General features: G+C 70.4%; 15 protein-coding genes. 3 read left to right on the forward strand and 12 right to left on the reverse strand.

The window, feature by feature from the left end; genetic code table 11:
- The first annotated feature begins 9 nt into the window (after window positions 1–9).
- The gene (locus DEU35_RS16615) at window positions 10–1,548 is read left to right on the forward strand and encodes a GMC family oxidoreductase (protein ID WP_258873588.1); all 1,539 of its coding nucleotides are present in this window, start codon (window positions 10–12) and stop codon (window positions 1,546–1,548) included.
- 67 nt (window positions 1,549–1,615) lie between these two features.
- Window positions 1,616–1,960 (forward strand): LysR family transcriptional regulator, encoded by a 345-nt coding sequence (locus DEU35_RS16620; RefSeq protein WP_115920039.1) that lies wholly within the window; start codon window positions 1,616–1,618, stop codon window positions 1,958–1,960.
- A gap of 249 nt (window positions 1,961–2,209) precedes the next feature.
- On the opposite strand, the gene DEU35_RS16625 is transcribed toward DEU35_RS16620, so the two are convergent.
- The 12 genes from DEU35_RS16625 to DEU35_RS17275 form a co-directional block, all read right to left on the reverse strand.
- Window positions 2,210–3,850 carry an ABC-F family ATP-binding cassette domain-containing protein gene (locus DEU35_RS16625; RefSeq protein WP_116240173.1) on the reverse strand — a complete coding sequence of 547 codons (1,641 nt, stop codon included), beginning with the start codon at window positions 3,848–3,850 and terminating at the stop codon, window positions 2,210–2,212.
- 93 nt (window positions 3,851–3,943) lie between these two features.
- The gene (xerD, locus tag DEU35_RS16630; protein WP_103211003.1) at window positions 3,944–4,873 is read right to left on the reverse strand and encodes a site-specific tyrosine recombinase XerD; all 930 of its coding nucleotides are present in this window, start codon (window positions 4,871–4,873) and stop codon (window positions 3,944–3,946) included.
- A 1-nt stretch (window position 4,874) separates the two neighbouring features.
- Window positions 4,875–5,453 (reverse strand): NUDIX hydrolase, encoded by a 579-nt coding sequence (locus tag DEU35_RS16635; protein ID WP_103211004.1) that lies wholly within the window; start codon window positions 5,451–5,453, stop codon window positions 4,875–4,877.
- A gap of 1 nt (window position 5,454) precedes the next feature.
- A complete protein-coding gene (locus tag DEU35_RS16640) occupies window positions 5,455–7,152 on the reverse strand; it encodes a CTP synthase (protein WP_116240174.1) in 1,698 nt (565 codons plus the stop codon).
- A gap of 78 nt (window positions 7,153–7,230) precedes the next feature.
- Window positions 7,231–10,035, reverse strand: a complete 2,805-nt coding sequence (locus DEU35_RS16645) for a hypothetical protein (RefSeq protein ID WP_116240175.1) — start codon at window positions 10,033–10,035, stop codon at window positions 7,231–7,233.
- Window positions 10,032–11,726 (reverse strand): DNA repair protein RecN, encoded by a 1,695-nt coding sequence (recN, locus tag DEU35_RS16650; RefSeq protein WP_116240176.1) that lies wholly within the window; start codon window positions 11,724–11,726, stop codon window positions 10,032–10,034. The genes DEU35_RS16645 and recN overlap by 4 nt, the downstream gene beginning before the upstream one ends.
- Window positions 11,723–12,643 carry an NAD kinase gene (locus DEU35_RS16655; protein WP_116240177.1) on the reverse strand — a complete coding sequence of 307 codons (921 nt, stop codon included), beginning with the start codon at window positions 12,641–12,643 and terminating at the stop codon, window positions 11,723–11,725. The genes recN and DEU35_RS16655 overlap by 4 nt, the downstream gene beginning before the upstream one ends.
- On the reverse strand, window positions 12,640–13,440 hold the full coding sequence (locus DEU35_RS16660; protein ID WP_116240178.1) for a TlyA family RNA methyltransferase: 801 nt from the start codon (window positions 13,438–13,440) through the stop codon (window positions 12,640–12,642). The genes DEU35_RS16655 and DEU35_RS16660 overlap by 4 nt, the downstream gene beginning before the upstream one ends.
- Window positions 13,437–13,598 carry a hypothetical protein gene (locus tag DEU35_RS17270; RefSeq protein ID WP_170210736.1) on the reverse strand — a complete coding sequence of 54 codons (162 nt, stop codon included), beginning with the start codon at window positions 13,596–13,598 and terminating at the stop codon, window positions 13,437–13,439. Before DEU35_RS17270 ends, DEU35_RS16660 begins: the two co-directional genes overlap by 4 nt.
- Window positions 13,599–13,616: 18 nt before the next feature.
- Window positions 13,617–14,654, reverse strand: coding sequence for an HAD-IIA family hydrolase (locus DEU35_RS16665; protein WP_116240179.1), 1,038 nt, complete (start codon window positions 14,652–14,654; stop codon window positions 13,617–13,619).
- Complete coding sequence (locus tag DEU35_RS16670; protein ID WP_258873589.1) at window positions 14,651–15,379, reverse strand: hypothetical protein; 729 nt, start codon at window positions 15,377–15,379, stop codon at window positions 14,651–14,653. Before DEU35_RS16670 ends, DEU35_RS16665 begins: the two co-directional genes overlap by 4 nt.
- A gap of 59 nt (window positions 15,380–15,438) precedes the next feature.
- On the reverse strand, window positions 15,439–15,951 hold the full coding sequence (locus DEU35_RS17275; protein WP_181904683.1) for a hypothetical protein: 513 nt from the start codon (window positions 15,949–15,951) through the stop codon (window positions 15,439–15,441).
- A 73-nt stretch (window positions 15,952–16,024) separates the two neighbouring features.
- On the opposite strand from DEU35_RS17275, the gene DEU35_RS16915 reads away from it, so the two are divergent.
- Entirely contained in the window at window positions 16,025–16,246 is a 222-nt protein-coding gene (locus DEU35_RS16915) for a hypothetical protein (protein ID WP_147301898.1), read from the forward strand.
- Window positions 16,247–16,515: the final 269 nt, after the last annotated feature.

Below are 16,515 nucleotides of genomic sequence, written 5' to 3' on the forward strand. Positions count from 1 at the left end.
CTCGAGGCGATGCGTACCTACACCGACGATGAGATCGTCGATGTCGTGGTGGTCGGAACCGGCGCGGGCGGGGCCCCGCTCACCGCCGAGTTTGCGCGAAAGGGGCTCACCGTCGTGGCCCTCGAGGCGGGGCGGCACTTCTCGCTCGACGACCTCACGCCCGACGAGACCGAGGCCGTCGAGATCAACTGGATGTCGGAGCGTCTGAGCGGCGGCGACGACCCCACCGCCTTCGGCCCCAACAACAGCGGACGCGGTGTCGGCGGCTCGATGCTGCACTGGGGGGCGTTCACTCCGCGTCCCGATCGCCGCGACCTCGCCCTGCGCACCGAGTCGGGCGTGGGACGGGACTGGCCGGTCGACCCCGACGAACTGCTCTCCTACGTCGAGCGCGTCGAGGGCGATATCGGCGTGTCCGGACCGAGCCCCTACCCCTGGGACCCCTCGCGGCGGTACGCGTACGCCCCGGCGAAGCGCAACGCCCCGGCGAACCTCGTCGCGAAGGGCTGCGACGCCCTCGGCATCCGTTGGGCAGACGCCCCCGCGGCGGTGCTCACGCGCGCACGGCTGCAAGACCACCACGGCGAGCGCAGCGCCTGCGTCAACTGCGGCGAGTGCCACCAGGGATGCCGAGTGGATGCCAAGGCCTCCACCGCGAACACATATCTGCCCGCGGCGGTCGCGGCCGGCGCCGAGATCCGCAGCGAGTCGATGGTGCACGGGATCGAGCTCGACGCCCGCGGCCGTGTCGAGGCGGTCGTGTACCGCAAGGGCGGCGTCGATCGTCGCCAGCGCTGCCGCGCACTCGTCCTGGCCGGTGGGGGCGTCGAGACGCCACGCCTGCTGCTGCACACGGGCCTGGCGAACGACAACGGCCAGGTCGGCCGCAACTTCCTCGCCCACGGCGCCACCCAGGTGTGGGGCCGGTTCGACGAGCCGGTGCGCGGGCACCGCGGCTATCCGTCGTCGCTCATCAGCGAAGACATGATGCGCCCCGCCGACGCCGACTTCGCCGGCGGCTACCTCGTGCAGAGCCTCGGTGTCATGCCCCTGACTTTCGCAACCACGCTCGTGCGCGGCGGCGGGCTCTGGGGACCCGAGCTCATGCAGCGGCTGGACCAGGCGCGGTTCATGGCAGGCATCGGCATCAACGCCGATTGTCTGCCGTCGGACGACAACCGGCTCGAGCTGGTCGACGAGACCGACGAGTTCGGCATCCCCCGCGCGCGGGTCACCTTCACCGCCGGCGAGAACGAGAAGGCGATCGATCAGCACGCCACCGCGTTCATGCTGCGGGTGATGGAGGCCGCCGGGGCGCGCGACACCATGGTCCTCGCCCGCACCGCGCACACGATCGGCACGTGCCGTATGTCGAACGACCCCTCCGACGGAGTGGTCGACGCCGACGGCCGCTCGCACGAGATCCCGAATCTCTGGATCTGCGACAACTCGGTCTTCCCCTCCGCCATCGCCGCCAACCCCGCGTTGACGATCATGGCCCTGTCGCTGCGCACCGCCGACCGCTTCCTGGCCTCGGCCGCCGCCTGACTCCGGGTCCCTCCCGGCCTCCTGGGCGAGTGTCCGCGACACCGCTCGACACGGGAGAATGGATGCCATGAAGCTCGAGCACCTCGTCCGGTTCGCCGCCCTCGCCGAGGAGCTGCACTTCCCCCGCGCGGCCGACAAGCTGCGCATCCCCCTCGCCTCGCTGTACACGACCCTCGACAAGCTCGAGGAAGAGGTCGGTCAACCCCTGGTCCAGCGCACGGCGCCCACACGCCTGTTGCCGGCCGGTGAATTGCTGCTCGAGGAGGCCCACCGCCGCATCGCCGACGCCCCGCCGCCCGCGCCCCGACAGAAGGCGCCCGGTGGCGGCAAGGCAAAGGCGAACAAGGGCAAGGGCCGTGCCCCGATCGTGAAGGGCGAACCCAAGCCCTACAAGAAGCGCCAGGGCCGCTGACTCGGCCCTCTCCCCACGCATAAACGCGATCTGCGCCCATAAACACGTGCTGCACGCGTTTATGTGCGTGGAGAGCGTTTATGCGCACCTTCGGCGGGCTCGGCGGCGTCCGACCCGCACCTCGGGCCGCAGGCCGGGGCCGCTGCCCGGAGGCACGATCGGCTGCGCCGGACAAGCGCACCGGGTCGCCGCCCCGCGCACGCTCGACGAGGCCGGACAGCGCGCCGGGGCCGGGTGGCCCTGACCGCTCTACAGCTCGGTGACCTGCCCGGCCTCGACGTGCCAGCGCCGGTCGGTCTGCACCGCGGCGAGCATGCGCCGGTCGTGCGTGACGAGCAGCAGCGTCCCCGTGTACGACTCCAACGCCTGCTCGAGCTGCTCGATCGCCGGGAGGTCGAGGTGGTTCGTCGGTTCGTCGAGCACGAGCACGTTCACCCCGCGCGCCTGCAGCAGAGCGAGACCCGCGCGCGTGCGCTCGCCCGGCGACAGCTCGCCGACCGGACGCGTGACGTGATCGGCCTTGAGCCCGAACTTCGCCAGGAGCGTCCGTACGTCGCCCGCGTTCATCTCGGGCACGAAGTCCTCGAACGTCTCCGCGAGCGCTCGTCCCCCGACGAACAGCGAGCGAGCCTGATCGATCTCCCCGATCTCGACGCTGGCGCCCAGGCTCGCCGATCCCTCGTCCGGCGTCTGGCGGCCCAGGATGCCACGCAGCAGCGTCGATTTCCCGGCACCGTTCGGCCCCGTGATGCCGATGCGCTCCCCCGCGTTCACCTGCAGCGAGACAGGGCCGAGGGTGAAGTCGCCCTGACGGAAGACCGCCCCCGACAGAGTGGACACGACCGAGCTCGACCGCGGCGCCGAACCGATCGTGAAGGCCAGCTGCCACTCCTTGCGCGGCTCTTCGACCTCGTCGAGGCGGGCGATCCGGCTCTCCATCTGGCGTACCTTCTGCGCCTGCTTCTCGCTCGATTCCGTCGCGGCCTTGCGACGGATCTTGTCGTTGTCGGGCGACTTCTTCATCGCGTTGCGCACGCCTTGGCTCGACCACTCCCGTTGCGTGCGGGCGCGCGAGACCAGATCGGCCTTGGTGTCGGCGTACTCCTCGTACTTCTCCCGCGCCTGGCGTCGTACCGTGGCGCGCTCCTCGAGGTACGCGTCGTACCCGCCGCCGTAGATCCGGTGGGAGTTCTGCGCGAGGTCGAGTTCGAGCACGCGCGTCACCGACCGCGCGAGGAACTCGCGGTCATGGCTCACGAGCACGGCTCCGCCGCGGAGCCCGCGCACGAACGTCTCGAGACGCTCGAGCCCGTCGAGGTCGAGGTCGTTCGTCGGCTCGTCGAGGAGGGCGATGTCGAAACGCGACAGCAGCAGTGCGGCGAGCCCGACCCGAGCAGCCTGCCCACCGGACAGGCCCGTCATCTCGGCATCCGGACCGACCTCGAGCCCCAGGTCGGCGAGCACCACCGGCATCCGCTCGTCCAGATCGGCGGCTCCACTGGCGAGCCACCGGTCGAGGGCGGTCGCGTAGGCGTCATCGGCTCCCACGGCTGTGGGGTCGCCGAGCGCTGCCGCCGTGGCATCCATCTCCCGCGTCGCCTCGGCGCACCCCGTTCGCCGGGCGATGTACTGCGAGACCGTCTCCCCGGCCACCCGTTCGTGTTCCTGCGGGAGCCAACCGACGAAAGCGTCCGCGGGCGCGAGGCTGATCGTTCCCGCCTGCGGCTCGTCGACACCTGCGAGCAGGCGCAGCAGAGTCGATTTGCCGGCTCCGTTGGCACCGACGACGCCGACGACGTCTCCGGGGGCGACGGTCAGGTCCACGCCGTCGAACAGCGTGCGATGTCCGTGGCCCCCGGCGAGGCCCTGTGCGACGAGGGTGGCGGTCATTCCTCTAGTGTCTCAGGCGGCCGTCCGCCCCGGTGCCCGCCTTCCGCCCCACCCGCGGGCACGAGACCGTCGGGGCGACCCGACGCCGCGCGCTCACCGCGCCCGCGGGTGCGCCGTCGCATACACGTCGCGAAGCGCGTCGACCGACACATGCGTATAGATCTGCGTCGTCGACACCGAGGCGTGACCGAGCAGTTCCTGCACGACGCGAACGTCGGCGCCGCCCTGCAACAGGTGGGTGGCGAAGGAGTGTCGCAGCGTGTGCGGCGAGACGTGCGCGGTCAGCCCCGCGCGCTCCGCCGCGGCCTGGATGATGAGCCACGCGCTCTGGCGTGAGAGCGGGGCGCCGCGTACGCCGAGGAACAGCCGGGGCGTCGCGCGCCCCTTCGCGGCGAGAGCGGGGCGAACGCGTGTGAGATAGGCATCGACCGCGGCGCGCGCGTACGAGCCCACCGGCACCACACGCTCCTTGTCGCCCTTGCCGCGCACACGCAGAAGGTCGCCGTGCACGGTGTCGTCGACGTCGAGTTGGACGATCTCCGAGACGCGTGCCCCGGTCGCGTAGAGCAGTTCGAGCAGGGCCCGGTCGCGGACCGCCGACGGATCCGCCGCGGACGCGTCCGGCGCCTCCGGCGCAGGCCCCGCCCCCCGCAGAAGATCGTCGATCTGCGCGATCGTCAACGCCTTGGGGAGCCGTCGGGGCGCCTTCGGGGGTCGCAGGCGGCCACTCGGGTCCGCGTCGACCCGCCCCTCCCGCACGAGGAAGCGGTGCAGCCCGCGCACCGACGACTGCAGGCGAGCGAGTGACGACGACGCCGGCGGTGGTTCGGCCGAGGCCCGTTCTGCCGCGAAGTCCGCGACGAGGGCGGGGGTCACCTCTTCGGCCGTACTGATCCCTCGACCGCCGAGCCACTCCAGGTACCCCGCGAGGTCGCGGCGGTACGCGGCCACCGTGTGGTCGGAGAGACCGCGTTCGAGCGCGACGTGCCGGAGATAGGTCTCGACCGCGCGCTCGAGCTCCACGTCAGCGGGCGGACGCCTCGCGGCGCAGCACTTCGGCCGTGGCGAGAGCGCCGGTGGCCAGGATGCCGTTGCGCAGGCGTCCCGCGAGCACTCCGTCGATCACGTCGGCGAGGGGCACGCGCTCGACGCGCATATCGGACTCCTCGTGCTCGCGCTCGTAGTCGGTCTCGACGCTGCGCAGACCGCGGGCGAGGAAGAGGTGGACGACCTCGTCGTTGCCTCCGGGCGTGGTGTGCATCGAGACGAGGTGCTGCCAGCGATCCGCCTCGAGGTCGACCTCCTCGGTGAGCTCGCGCTTCGCCGTCTCGAGAGGAGGCTCGCCCGCCACATCGAGGAGACCGGCTGGGATCTCCCAGTCGCGCTCCTTGATGGGGTGCCGGTATTGCTGGATGAGGACGACGTTCTCCTCGTCGTCGAGGGCGACGACCGCCGCAGCACCCGGGTGCTCGACGTACTGGCGGGTCATTTCGCCGTCACCGTAGCGCACGGTGTCGGACCTCACGTCCCAGACGGCGCCCTCGTAGACGAGGTCCGTCGAGATCAGCTCGAGGACGACCTTCTCGTCGCGCAGCTCTTCCACGTCAGTCCTCCTCGACGTCGAACAGCTCGCTCGAACGGTGACGCTCCAGCGCCGCCGTGACGAGACCGCGGAACAGCGGGTGCGGCTCGGTCGGCCGCGAGCGCAGCTCGGGGTGCGCCTGCGTGGCGATGTAGTACGGGTGCACCTCGCGGGGCAGCTCGACGAACTCGACCAGATCGAGGTCGGGATTCAGGCCCGAGAACACCAGGCCCGCATCGCTCAGCTGCTGGCGGTAGGCGTTGTTGACCTCGTAACGGTGGCGGTGGCGCTCCGAGATGCTGCTCGCCCCGTAGACCTCCGCGGCGAGCGATCCGTCCGCGAGGGCTGCGGGGTAGAGCCCGAGGCGCATGGTGCCCCCCAGGTCCCCACTCTTGAGGATGTCGATCTGCTCGGCCATCGTGGCCACGACCGGGTGCGCGGTGTCGGGATCGAACTCGCTCGAGGAAGCCCCTTCGAGACCGGCGACCGTGCGCGCGTACTCGATGACCATGCACTGCAGGCCGAGGCAGATGCCGAGCGTCGGGATGCCCTGCTCACGCGCGAAGCGCAGGGCTCCGAGCTTGCCCTCGATGCCGCGGATGCCGAACCCACCGGGGACGATGATGCCGTCGACCGCACCGAGCGCCTTGGCTGCGCCTTCGGGAGTCTCGCACTGGTCGGAGGGGATCCACGTGATCTTCACGTGGGTCTCCTGCCCGAAGCCGCCGGCCTTGATGGCCTCGGTGACCGAGAGGTAGGCATCCGGCAGGTCGATGTACTTGCCGACGAGGCCGATGGTGACCTCGTGCTTCGGGTTGTGCACCGCCTGCAGGACGCGCTGCCAGCGCGACCAGTCGACGTCACTCGCCTTCTCGAGATCGAGGGCGTCGACGATGTGGCCGTCGAGTCCCTGGTCGTTCAACATCGAGGGGATGTCGTAGATGCTCGGAACGTCGATCGCGTTGACCACGGCGTCTTCGTCGACGTCGCACATGAGCGCGATCTTGCGCTTGTTCGACTCGGTGACGGGCCGGTCGCTGCGCAGCACGAGGGCGTCGGGCTGGATGCCGATGGAGCGCAGCGTCGCGACGGAGTGCTGGGTCGGCTTGGTCTTCTGCTCTCCCGAGGCGCCCATGAACGGGACCAGCGAGACGTGCACGAAGAACACGTTCTTGCGTCCGAGCTCGTGACGGATCTGGCGCGCCGACTCGATGAAGGGCTGCGATTCGATGTCGCCGACGGTGCCGCCGATCTCGGTGATGATGACGTCGGGCTGCGGCTGCTCGCTCGCCTGCAGGCGCATGCGGCGCTTGATCTCGTCGGTGATGTGCGGGATGACCTGCACGGTGTCGCCGAGGTACTCGCCTCGACGCTCCCGCGCGATGACCTGCGAGTAGATCTGGCCCGTGGTGACGTTGGCGGCTTGGCTCAGCTCGATGTCGAGGAAGCGCTCGTAGTGGCCGATGTCGAGATCGGTCTCGGCGCCGTCATCGGTGACGAAGACCTCGCCGTGCTGGAACGGGTTCATCGTTCCGGGATCGACGTTCAGATACGGGTCGAGCTTCTGCATGACCACGCGGAGACCGCGAGCCGTGAGGAGGTTGCCGAGGCTTGCCGCCGTCAGGCCCTTTCCCAGGGAGGAGACGACACCTCCGGTGACGAAGATGTGCTTCGTCGTGAAAGTCGTGCCGTCTGATTGTCCCGCGTCCGAAGTCTGCATCACGGGCTTCGATCCTATCAGTCGCGTGTGGGGGTTCGACTCCGAGTCTGGCACCCGCCTCCGACATCCACGTCACGTTCACGTGACGATGCCGCGTCGGCGGGTGCGGACGTAAGCGATGATCGCGACGAGTACGGAGAGGGCGAAGGGGATCAGTACCACGGGCAGAATGGCGTCCTCGGACGCCGCGTCTCCGGCCGCCCACCCGATCAGCACCACCTGGGCGACGATCGTGCTCGGCGGCAGCCAGCGCGCGACGTCTCGCCGCACGCCGACCCTCGTGCGCGCGCCCATTCCGACCAGGCCGAGGACGACAGCCGCTGCCCCGAGGACCGGCCCGGCGACCCACGGGAGCGCCGTCCAGACCGTGTGCCCGAGGCCGGGCGTCGTCGCCGACGAGAACGTGCCCGCGGGGAATGCCAGATCCAGGCCCGCGTACGACGACGACGACGGCCATCGGCTCCCGGACGTGCCCTCGTCGGCCGCTCTCGCATCGAGCGAGATGACGGTCTGACCCGCGCGCTGCACGGTGTCGCCGAGCGGCTCGGGTGGGGAGTCCGGGCGGTAGGGCGTTGAGTCCAGCCATCCGGAGTCGCTCGTGAGTCCCTCTCCCACGCCATCGGTGAGGGTGAGCGCGATGCGAACGCGCTCCGGTTCCGCATCGACGGTCGTCCACGGCCACGACCACCCGGCCATCAGGGCCGTCCACGTCACCCGGTCGGTGTCCTCTCCCGCGGCGACCGGTCTCTCCAGGGCGTACCGCACCTCGACGTCGTGCTCCCCGCTCCAGTCGTCGGTCAGTCGGGTCTGGACGACCGCGTGTCCGAGTCGCCGCGTCTGCTCGAAGGGCACTGCCTCGTCATCGACGGTGATCGATTCGACGGTCAGACCCTGATCGCGGCCGTCGACGACGTCGCGCCACACTCTCGTGATCTGCGGCACGGTCCGCAGGTTTCCGCTGACCTCGGCCTTCAGCGTTTCGACGACCTCCAACCGCCCCACCCCGTCGTCGTTCCGACTCAGGGTCGCGGCGATGTCGGCATCCGTCACCGCGACGCCGTAGTCTCCCTCGACTCCGTCGAGCACCGCCGTCTCGTCGGGTGCGGCGCTCGTCGGCGCGGTCGTGAGGAAGGCGAGGGCGAGAGCCCCACCAACGATCGCCACCGCCAGGGCGCGGACGACGATCCGCCCACGCCCGAAGAACGCGGGGTCGGCGCCCGTGCGTCGATCGATCCCCTCCCGCTCGAGGAGCTCCCGCACGAGCCGCCCCGCTGCGCGGGGCCGTTCGAAGAGCACCACGTACGGCAACTCCGGCGATCGCAGCGGAGTGCGCTCAGCGGCGGCCGTCCGTTCGAGGTACAGGCGCTGGCCGAGCAGGTGCTCGCGCGCGAGAGCGCCCGCTTGCGACAGCGGGCGCGCGCTCAGCGCCACCGCGAAGATCACTCCGGCGAGCGCGATCGCGACCGCGGCCGCCGCCCGGGGCCACCATTCGACGGTCAAGGCGCTCTGATACGACAGCTGTCGTGTCAGCCCCAGCTGAAGCACCACGAGGGCGAACCCGCCACCGAGGAACGCGTCACGCACGAAGCCTCGCGGAATGGTCCGCAGCTCCCGCTCGAACTGCTCCCTCCACGCGGAAGAGAAGCGGAACGATCGTCGAGCGGAGAACACATCGCCCCAGCGCCCCGCCCGATGGGCCGCGCGCGCGAGACGACGCGTCAGGAGGGGGTTCGACGGGTTGCGTCGCCATGCATCGAGTGCCTCCGCAAGGGCGGCCGTGCCCCGCGCCCCCCACAGGCGCGCGTCGAGGGCGACCGAGCTCTGTGGTCGCGGCTGCGACTCGGGGACGAACCACGCGCGCCCGCGCTCGTCCGCCCACGCGACGGCCCGCGCGGCGAACGCGAACAGCACCCCCGCCGCGAGCAGAAGCAGCGGCACGAACGGGCCGAAGGCCTGCACGAAGAACAGCGCAGACGGTCCCGGCATCGCGAACGTCCCGGGCTCGAATCGGAACGTGAACCAGAACGACCCGTGCGGGGGGATGTTCTGATCGTTCGTGATCTCGTAGATCAACGGATCGGATGCCGCGTCCTCGGGCTCCATGGTGGTGGACCCGCCCACGAGCAGCCACGACAGCCCCGCCGCCGGCTGCCGGACGAACGCGCTCTCGAGTCCGCCGGGAACGATGACGCGCAGCGAGCTCGACGAGACCGCGTGCGGCCACTCCGGGCCGAAGACGTCCCACTTCACCACCTGGTACGGCAGCTCCGACGAAAGCTCCCGGTCGTCGAAGGCGAGGTCGTGCAGGTCATAGCGCAGCTCGACGGGGTGCGACCCGGTGAGTCGCTCCCCTCCCCCGATCGAATAGGTCGTGCGGGTCGGCGTCGCAGTCACACGGGGGGCGACGGCGCGATCGTCCATCCGCGCCTCGCGCAGCAGCGGAGCGAGGTCGTGCCCCTCGTACTGCGAAGCGACGACGCGTTCGATCGTGTTCTCGTCGACGTCGTCCGGGAAGACGGCGGTGAATCGCTCGGTCACCGCGACCACGAGTCGGCCGTCTTCGCCCTGCTGCACGTGGTATTCGGCCGAGAAGTCTTTCGCGATCCAGGTTCCCGCGGCATCCTTCGCCGAGGACGTGATGTCGTCGAAGGTGAGCGGCGCGTTGATCACCGGCCCAACGAGGAGCAGGATGCCGACCGCGGTCACCGCGGCCCAGAACACTCGGATACCCGTGCGCAGGCGTCTGCCGCCGTGCGAACGCAGCCACGCCTCCAGCCTCAGCATCAGGCGCGACAGGAAAGCCCACAGGGGCGTGTGCCGAGGGGGATCGATCCGTGTCGCTTCCGGCGGCGTCGATCGCTCGTCGTCGAAAGCGTCCGTCATCGGGATCGGCCGGTCTCCAGCAGCTCGCGAGCGTGTGTGAGGGCGGCATCCGAGTCGCTGAGTCCCGACAACAGGCGGGCCATCTCGGCTTCGCGCTCGGCGCCTTCGAGGCGACGGACACTGGATGCCGTGACCGCACCGTCGTGACCCTTGACGACCGTGAGGTGATTGCCGGCGAAGGCGGCGACCTGGGCGAGGTGCGTGACCGCGATGACCTGCGACGATTCGGCGAGCCGGGCGAGGCGGCGGCCGACCTCGATCGCGGCGGCGCCGCCGATACCGGCGTCGACCTCGTCGAAGACGAACGTGGGAACCGGGTCCACCCCCGCGATGACCACCTCGATCGCGAGCATGACCCGGCTGAGTTCACCGCCCGACGCTCCCCGCGAGACGGGTCGGGGGTCGGCACCCGGGTGCGGAGCCAGCAGGATCGAGACCTCGTCGCGGCCGTGCCCGGCCGGAGGTGCGGAGGCCACATCGACGGTCAGACGGGCGTCGGGCAGAGCCAGGGCGTGGAGCTCTTCGGTGACGGCGGAGCCCAACCGTTCGGCTGCCTCGCGTCGCGCGGCGGTCAGCGCCTCCGCAGCGACATCGAGCTCGGCCGCGGCCGCATCGCGCTGCGTCTCGAGCCGCTGCAGGCGGTCGCCATCGTCATCGAGTTCGACCAGCCGGGCCGATCCCGTCTCGAGGAGCGAGAGGGCGGCCTCCACCGAACCGTGCGCGCGCACGAGTCCTGCGAGTACGCCTCGACGTTCGTCGACCGCCGCCAATTCGTGGGGTCCGGACTCGTCGAGATCGGCGAGATAACCCGAGAGGGCAACGGACGCATCGGTCGCACGGTATCCCAGGTCGGCGACGAGCTCGCCGATCGCGGCGAGCGCTTCATCGCTGCCCGAGATCCGTTCGAGGGCACGGCGGGCCTCCGCCAGGAGCGTCACGACATCGGGCGCGCCGTCCTCGTCCGAGAGGGCGGCGTGGGCCGTCACGGCGGCGATGCGCAGGTCCTCGGCGTTGGCGAGACGCTCCGCCCGACGCGCCAGTTCCTCTTCTTCGCCGGCGACGGGCGCTGCGGCCTCGATCTCTGCGATCGCGGCGCGCAACTGCTCGGCCTCGCGCGCCCGATCGTCGCGGTCTGCGGTCAGGGCGGCCAGTTCCGCATCGAGCGCGCGCCAGGTGTCCCAGGCGGTGCGATACGCCGTCCGAGCGGCGACCACGCGCTCACCCCCGAATCGGTCCAGGGCGTCGCGCTGGGCCGACGAGGACTTCAGTCGCAGCTGGTCGGACTGTCCGTGCACGACGACGAGGTCGTCTGCCAGGTCGGCGAGAACCCCCGCGGGGGCCGTGCGCCCGCCGACCGTGGCACGGCCGCGCCCCTCGCTCGAGACGGTCCGGCCCAGATAGAGCTCGGCGGATCCTCCGCCGACGGGCTCGACGTCGCCGCCGGCTTCGCGCACGCGCGCGGCGACCACCCCCTCCTCGGGGACGATCCACACGCCTTCGACGGAAGCCTGAGCCGCCCCCTTGCGCACCGCTCCCGAATCTGCGCGCTGGCCGAGCAGCAGCCCCAGGCCGGTCACCACCATCGTCTTGCCCGCACCGGTCTCACCGGTGATGGCGGTGAAGCCCCGCCCGATCGGAAGCGTGGCGTCGGCGATGACCCCGAGGTCGCGCAGCCGCATCTCCTCGATCACGCCGCTCCTCCCGGCATCCCACGCCATCCCGTGACCGGGAGCCGGAACTTGCGCACGAGGCGGTCGGTGAAGGCCGCGGGATGAAGGCGCGCGAGGCGGACGGGGCGCGACGAACGGCGCACCATCACGCGGGCCCCCGGGGGCAGTTCGTGCGAGCGACGACCGTCGCACCACAGGATGCCGCTGCCGCTGGTGCGTTCGAGCACCTCGATGGCCACCATGGCGTCGGGGCTGACGACGAGGGGGCGCGCGAACAGAGCATGCGCCGAGAGGGGAACGACGGCGATGGCTTCGACCGTGGGCCAGATGACGGGCCCCCCGGCCGAGAAATTGTAGGCGGTCGACCCGGTCGGAGACGCCACGACGATGCCGTCGCAGCCGAACGACGACAGCGGCCGCCCGTCCACCTCCATGACGACCTCGAGCATGCGCTCTCGGCTGGCCTTCTCGACGGTGGCCTCGTTGAGGGCCCATGTCTCGAAGATGACCTCGTCGTCGGCGTCGAGCACGCGCACGGCGAGAGCGAGGCGTTCCTCGACGACGTAGTCGCGGTCGATCACCCGGCGCACGGCGTCGTCCATGTCGTCGCGCTCGATCTCCGCGAGGAAACCGACGTGGCCCATGTTGATCCCCAGGATCGGGACCGTGCCGCCGCGGACGACCTCGGCCGCCCGGAGGATCGTGCCGTCGCCGCCGAGAACGATGGCCAGCTCGATGTCGTCGATGCCGACGTCGACGCCGAGGGTCTGCACACCCTCGAGCGACAGACGCTCCGCCAGTTCGGGCCTATCCTCCGCGGACACCACCGGTGTGGCCCCCGCCGACCGCACGGCGGTCAGGATGCGCTCGGCGGCGTGGACGGTGTCGTCGCGGCGCGCGTGGACGACGAGGAGGATTCGGCGATCGCTGGGGGTCATCGGCTTCCGGTCAGTCGGGTCACGGTGCTCTCCCATTCTGAGGGGTCGCTGCCCCGAGCGGCCGAGAACCACGCGACGTACTCCTGGTTGCCGTGCATGCCGACGATGGGTGACGCGATGAGACCGGCGGTCTTCAGTCCCGCGTCCCAGGCCGCCCAGAGGACGCCGTGCACGGCATCCGATCGCAGCGCCGGGTCGGTCACGAGCCCGCCCTTCACCGACGTACGCCCCACTTCGAACTGCGGCTTCACGAGCAGCAGGACGTCGGCTTCGGGCGCCGCCGTGGCGACCACGGCGGGCAGGACGTGCTCCAGCGAGATGAAGGAGAGATCGCCCGTCACCACGGTGGCGCGCTCGGCGACCCCGGTGGCGCTGGCGAGAGAGTCCGCGGTCATGAACCGCACGTTATACCCCTCCACCGACACCACGTCGGGATCCGCCTCCACCACGGTGGATAACTGCCCGTGCCCCACATCGACCGCCATCACCGGCCGCGCGCCGCGCTCACGGAGGACCTGGGTGAAGCCGCCCGTCGACGCGCCCAGATCGAGGGCAGTGCGATCTCGAACATCCAGCGCGAACGCGTCGAGAGCTGCCACCAGCTTGTGGGCACCGCGGCTGACGTAGTGGTCGGATCCGGCGACCTCGATCAGGCTTTCCGCTCCGACCGGTGTCGCCGCTTTGACGACCGGCCGCCCGTCGACCGTCACGAGCCCACCCGAGATCAGCTGAGCCGCGTGCGAGCGCGAACGCGCGAGTCCGCGCGCCGCGAGCTCGGCATCGAGACGCGAGGTCACGACGCCGAAGACGGATCGGTGGGGGCGGACTCGAGACGTCTCACAAGCTCCTCGTGCACGGCGGCGTACGCTGCTGCGCGCGTGTCCAGGGGCTGCTCCTCGATGAGGCGCAATCGATCGATGAGCCCGGCGGCGTCCGGGGCGGAGCTGTCGGACATGGATGCCATGCTACGACGTCAGCGCGCTCGGAACGGGTCCGCGTAGAGGAGCTCGGGAACCCGGAAGCCGAAGATCGCGCGACCGCTGTTCCAGATGGCTGCCGCTCCCGCACGCAGCAGATCGATCTGGCGCCCGCCGACGTTCACGATCCGCAGGTCGACACCGTCGATTTCGACGATCGCGTCACCCACGCGGGTGCGATCGCCCTTGACGATCGTGGCCGGATACGGCTCGAACATCTGCCGCAGGTCTTCGACGATGTAATCCGGACGTTGCGACGGTGGTGCGGCAAGGATCTGCTTAGGGCGATCGATCCCCGTCAGCACCAGCAGCGAACGCATCTGCGCGGTTCGCGCACCCTGGATGTCGGTGTCGAGACGGTCGCCGATGAACAACGGCGTCTGCGCTCCCGTGCGCGCGACGGCGACGTCGAAGATGGGCCGCTCGGGTTTGCCGGCGATCGTCGCCAGTCGTCCCACGGCGGTGTGCACGGCCGACACGAGCGTGCCGTTGCCCGGGGCGATGCCGCGGGCCTGGGGAATCGTCCAGTCGGAGTTGGTCGCCACCCAGGGGATGCCACCCTCCTCCACGGGTGTGGCGAGGGCGTAGGCGGCCTCGGCCAGATGGACCCACCCGACGTCCGGCGCGAACCCCTGGACGACGGCGGCCGGATTGTCGTCCGCACTGCGCGTCACGACGAATCCCGCCTTCTCGACCTCGACGACGAGGCCCTCTCCGCCGACGACCAGCAGGGTCGAACCCGCGGGAACCAGATCGCGCATGAGACGCATCGCCGCCTGCGGGCTGGTCGTGACGTCATCCGGCGCGACACGCAACCCGAGCGAGGTGAGGTGCTCCGCCACCGACGCATCGGTACGCGAAGCATTGTTGGTGATGTACCCGAGCCGGCGCCCCTCCTGCTGGGCGCGGTTCAGGCTGTCGACCGCGTGCGGGAGAGCACCCGGCCCGGCGTACACGACACCGTCCAGGTCGGCCAGCACGACGTCGATGCCGTCGAGGGGCGTCGGCGGAGGAGTGCTGCGCCCGAAGATCATCGCGCGTCTTCCTCGCCATGCTGCTCCACGCCGGCTCCACCGCTGTTCGCGTCATCAGACGTGCCATCGCTTTCGACGACGTCCTCGTCGTCCGCGGCATCGGCCGAGTCCTCACGCGGATCCTCGAGGGGGATGACGCCGGATGCCACGTCCACACCGCCCTCGTCATCGATGAGTTCGATCTCTTCGACGACGATGACTTCGCGGTCGGCGACACCGGCCGCAGCGTCGAGCGCATCGGCCGCGATCTCCGCGCGCCGTTCCCACTCCGCGGCTTCGTCAGCCCGTCCCAGTTCCTCGAGCACCGCAGCCCGCGCGGAGAAGAGGGCCGGACTCCACTCGAACGCGCGATCCGGATCTGCCTCGGGAATCTCGAGTTCCTGCAGAGCGCGATCGGTCTGTCCGAGGTCGAGACGCGCACCGGACATCGCGATCGCCAACTGCACGCGCACGGGGACGGACAGCGTCGAGCGGTCGACAGCGCGCCCCTCTTCGAGCGCGCGGTCCGGGCGACCGACGCCGCGCTGACTGTCGACGATCAGCGGAAGCTGTTCGTCGGAGCCGGTGATACGGCGGTGCGTGCGCAGCTCGCGAAGCGCCAGGGCGAAATCCCCCACCGCGTAAGCGGTGATGGCGACCGTCTCTCGGACCACGCCGACGCGTCCCGCGCTTCGGGATGCCGCCAACGCGTGCTGGTGGGCGAGCTCCGGGTCCTCGTCAATCACGCGAGCCGCCATCGCGAGGTGGCGGGCGACGTTGTCGGCGTTGTCCTTGCTGAGGGTCTTCAGCTCGTTGCGCGCCGCGCCCGGGAGATCGAAGGCGGTGATCTCCTCGGGGATCTCGGGCCCGCGCTCGCGACGATCCTGGGGAGGCCGCGTGGCTCGCGAGTCCTCCCGGTCGAACCTACGAGGCGCCCCGGCACCCGGACGACGGTCGCCCGTCGGACGACGGTCCGTGCCGGAAAAACCTCGGGAATCTCCGTCACGACGGACAGGACGATCCCCGTCACGGCGCACGGGCCGGTCACCATCACGACGGAACGGACGATCCCCGTCACTACGGAAGGGACGATCTCCATCGCGACGCATTGGACGATCTCCATCACGACGCATGGGCCGGTCACCGTCACGACGCACGGGACGCTCACCATCACGACGGAACGGACGATCCCCGTCACTACGGAAGGGACGATCTCCATCGCGACGCACCGGACGATCTCCATCACGACGCACGGGCCGGTCACCGTCACGACGCACGGGACGCTCACCATCACGACGGAACGGACGATCACCGTCACGACGCACGGGCCGGTCACCCTCACGACGCACGGGACGCTCACCATCACGACGGAACGGACGATCACCGTCACGATGCACGGGCCGGTCACCCTCACGACGCACGGGACGCTCACCATCACGACGGAACGGACGATCCCCGTCCCGATGCACGGGCCGGTCACCGTCACGACGCACGGGCCGGTCACCGTCACGCGCGGGGCGACCCGTGCCGCCACTGTCACGACCGGAGAAACGCGCGCCACCGTCTCGGTGCGGGCGCCCGCCGCCATCGTGTTCACGGCGGAACGGACGTGAGTCACCCTCACGGCGCGAACGACCGGCACCTTCACCGTCCCGACGGAACGGACGCTCGCTCCGAGACGCTGAATCGCCGTTCCGGGAGAAGTCTCTGCGTCCGGACGCGCGGTCGCCCGAGCGCCCTTCGTTGCTCCTGCGATCGTTCGCGTCGTCCGTAGACATGACTGTCCTCCCGGGGAAGTGCCCGTAAATGCGAAATGGCCACCCAACTTTGGGTGGCCATTTCGACTGAAAAGAAGTCCGGCGGTGTCCTACTCTCCCACAGG

Source organism: Microbacterium sp. AG157 (assembly GCF_003385695.1).
Lineage (GTDB): Bacteria > Actinomycetota > Actinomycetes > Actinomycetales > Microbacteriaceae > Microbacterium > Microbacterium testaceum.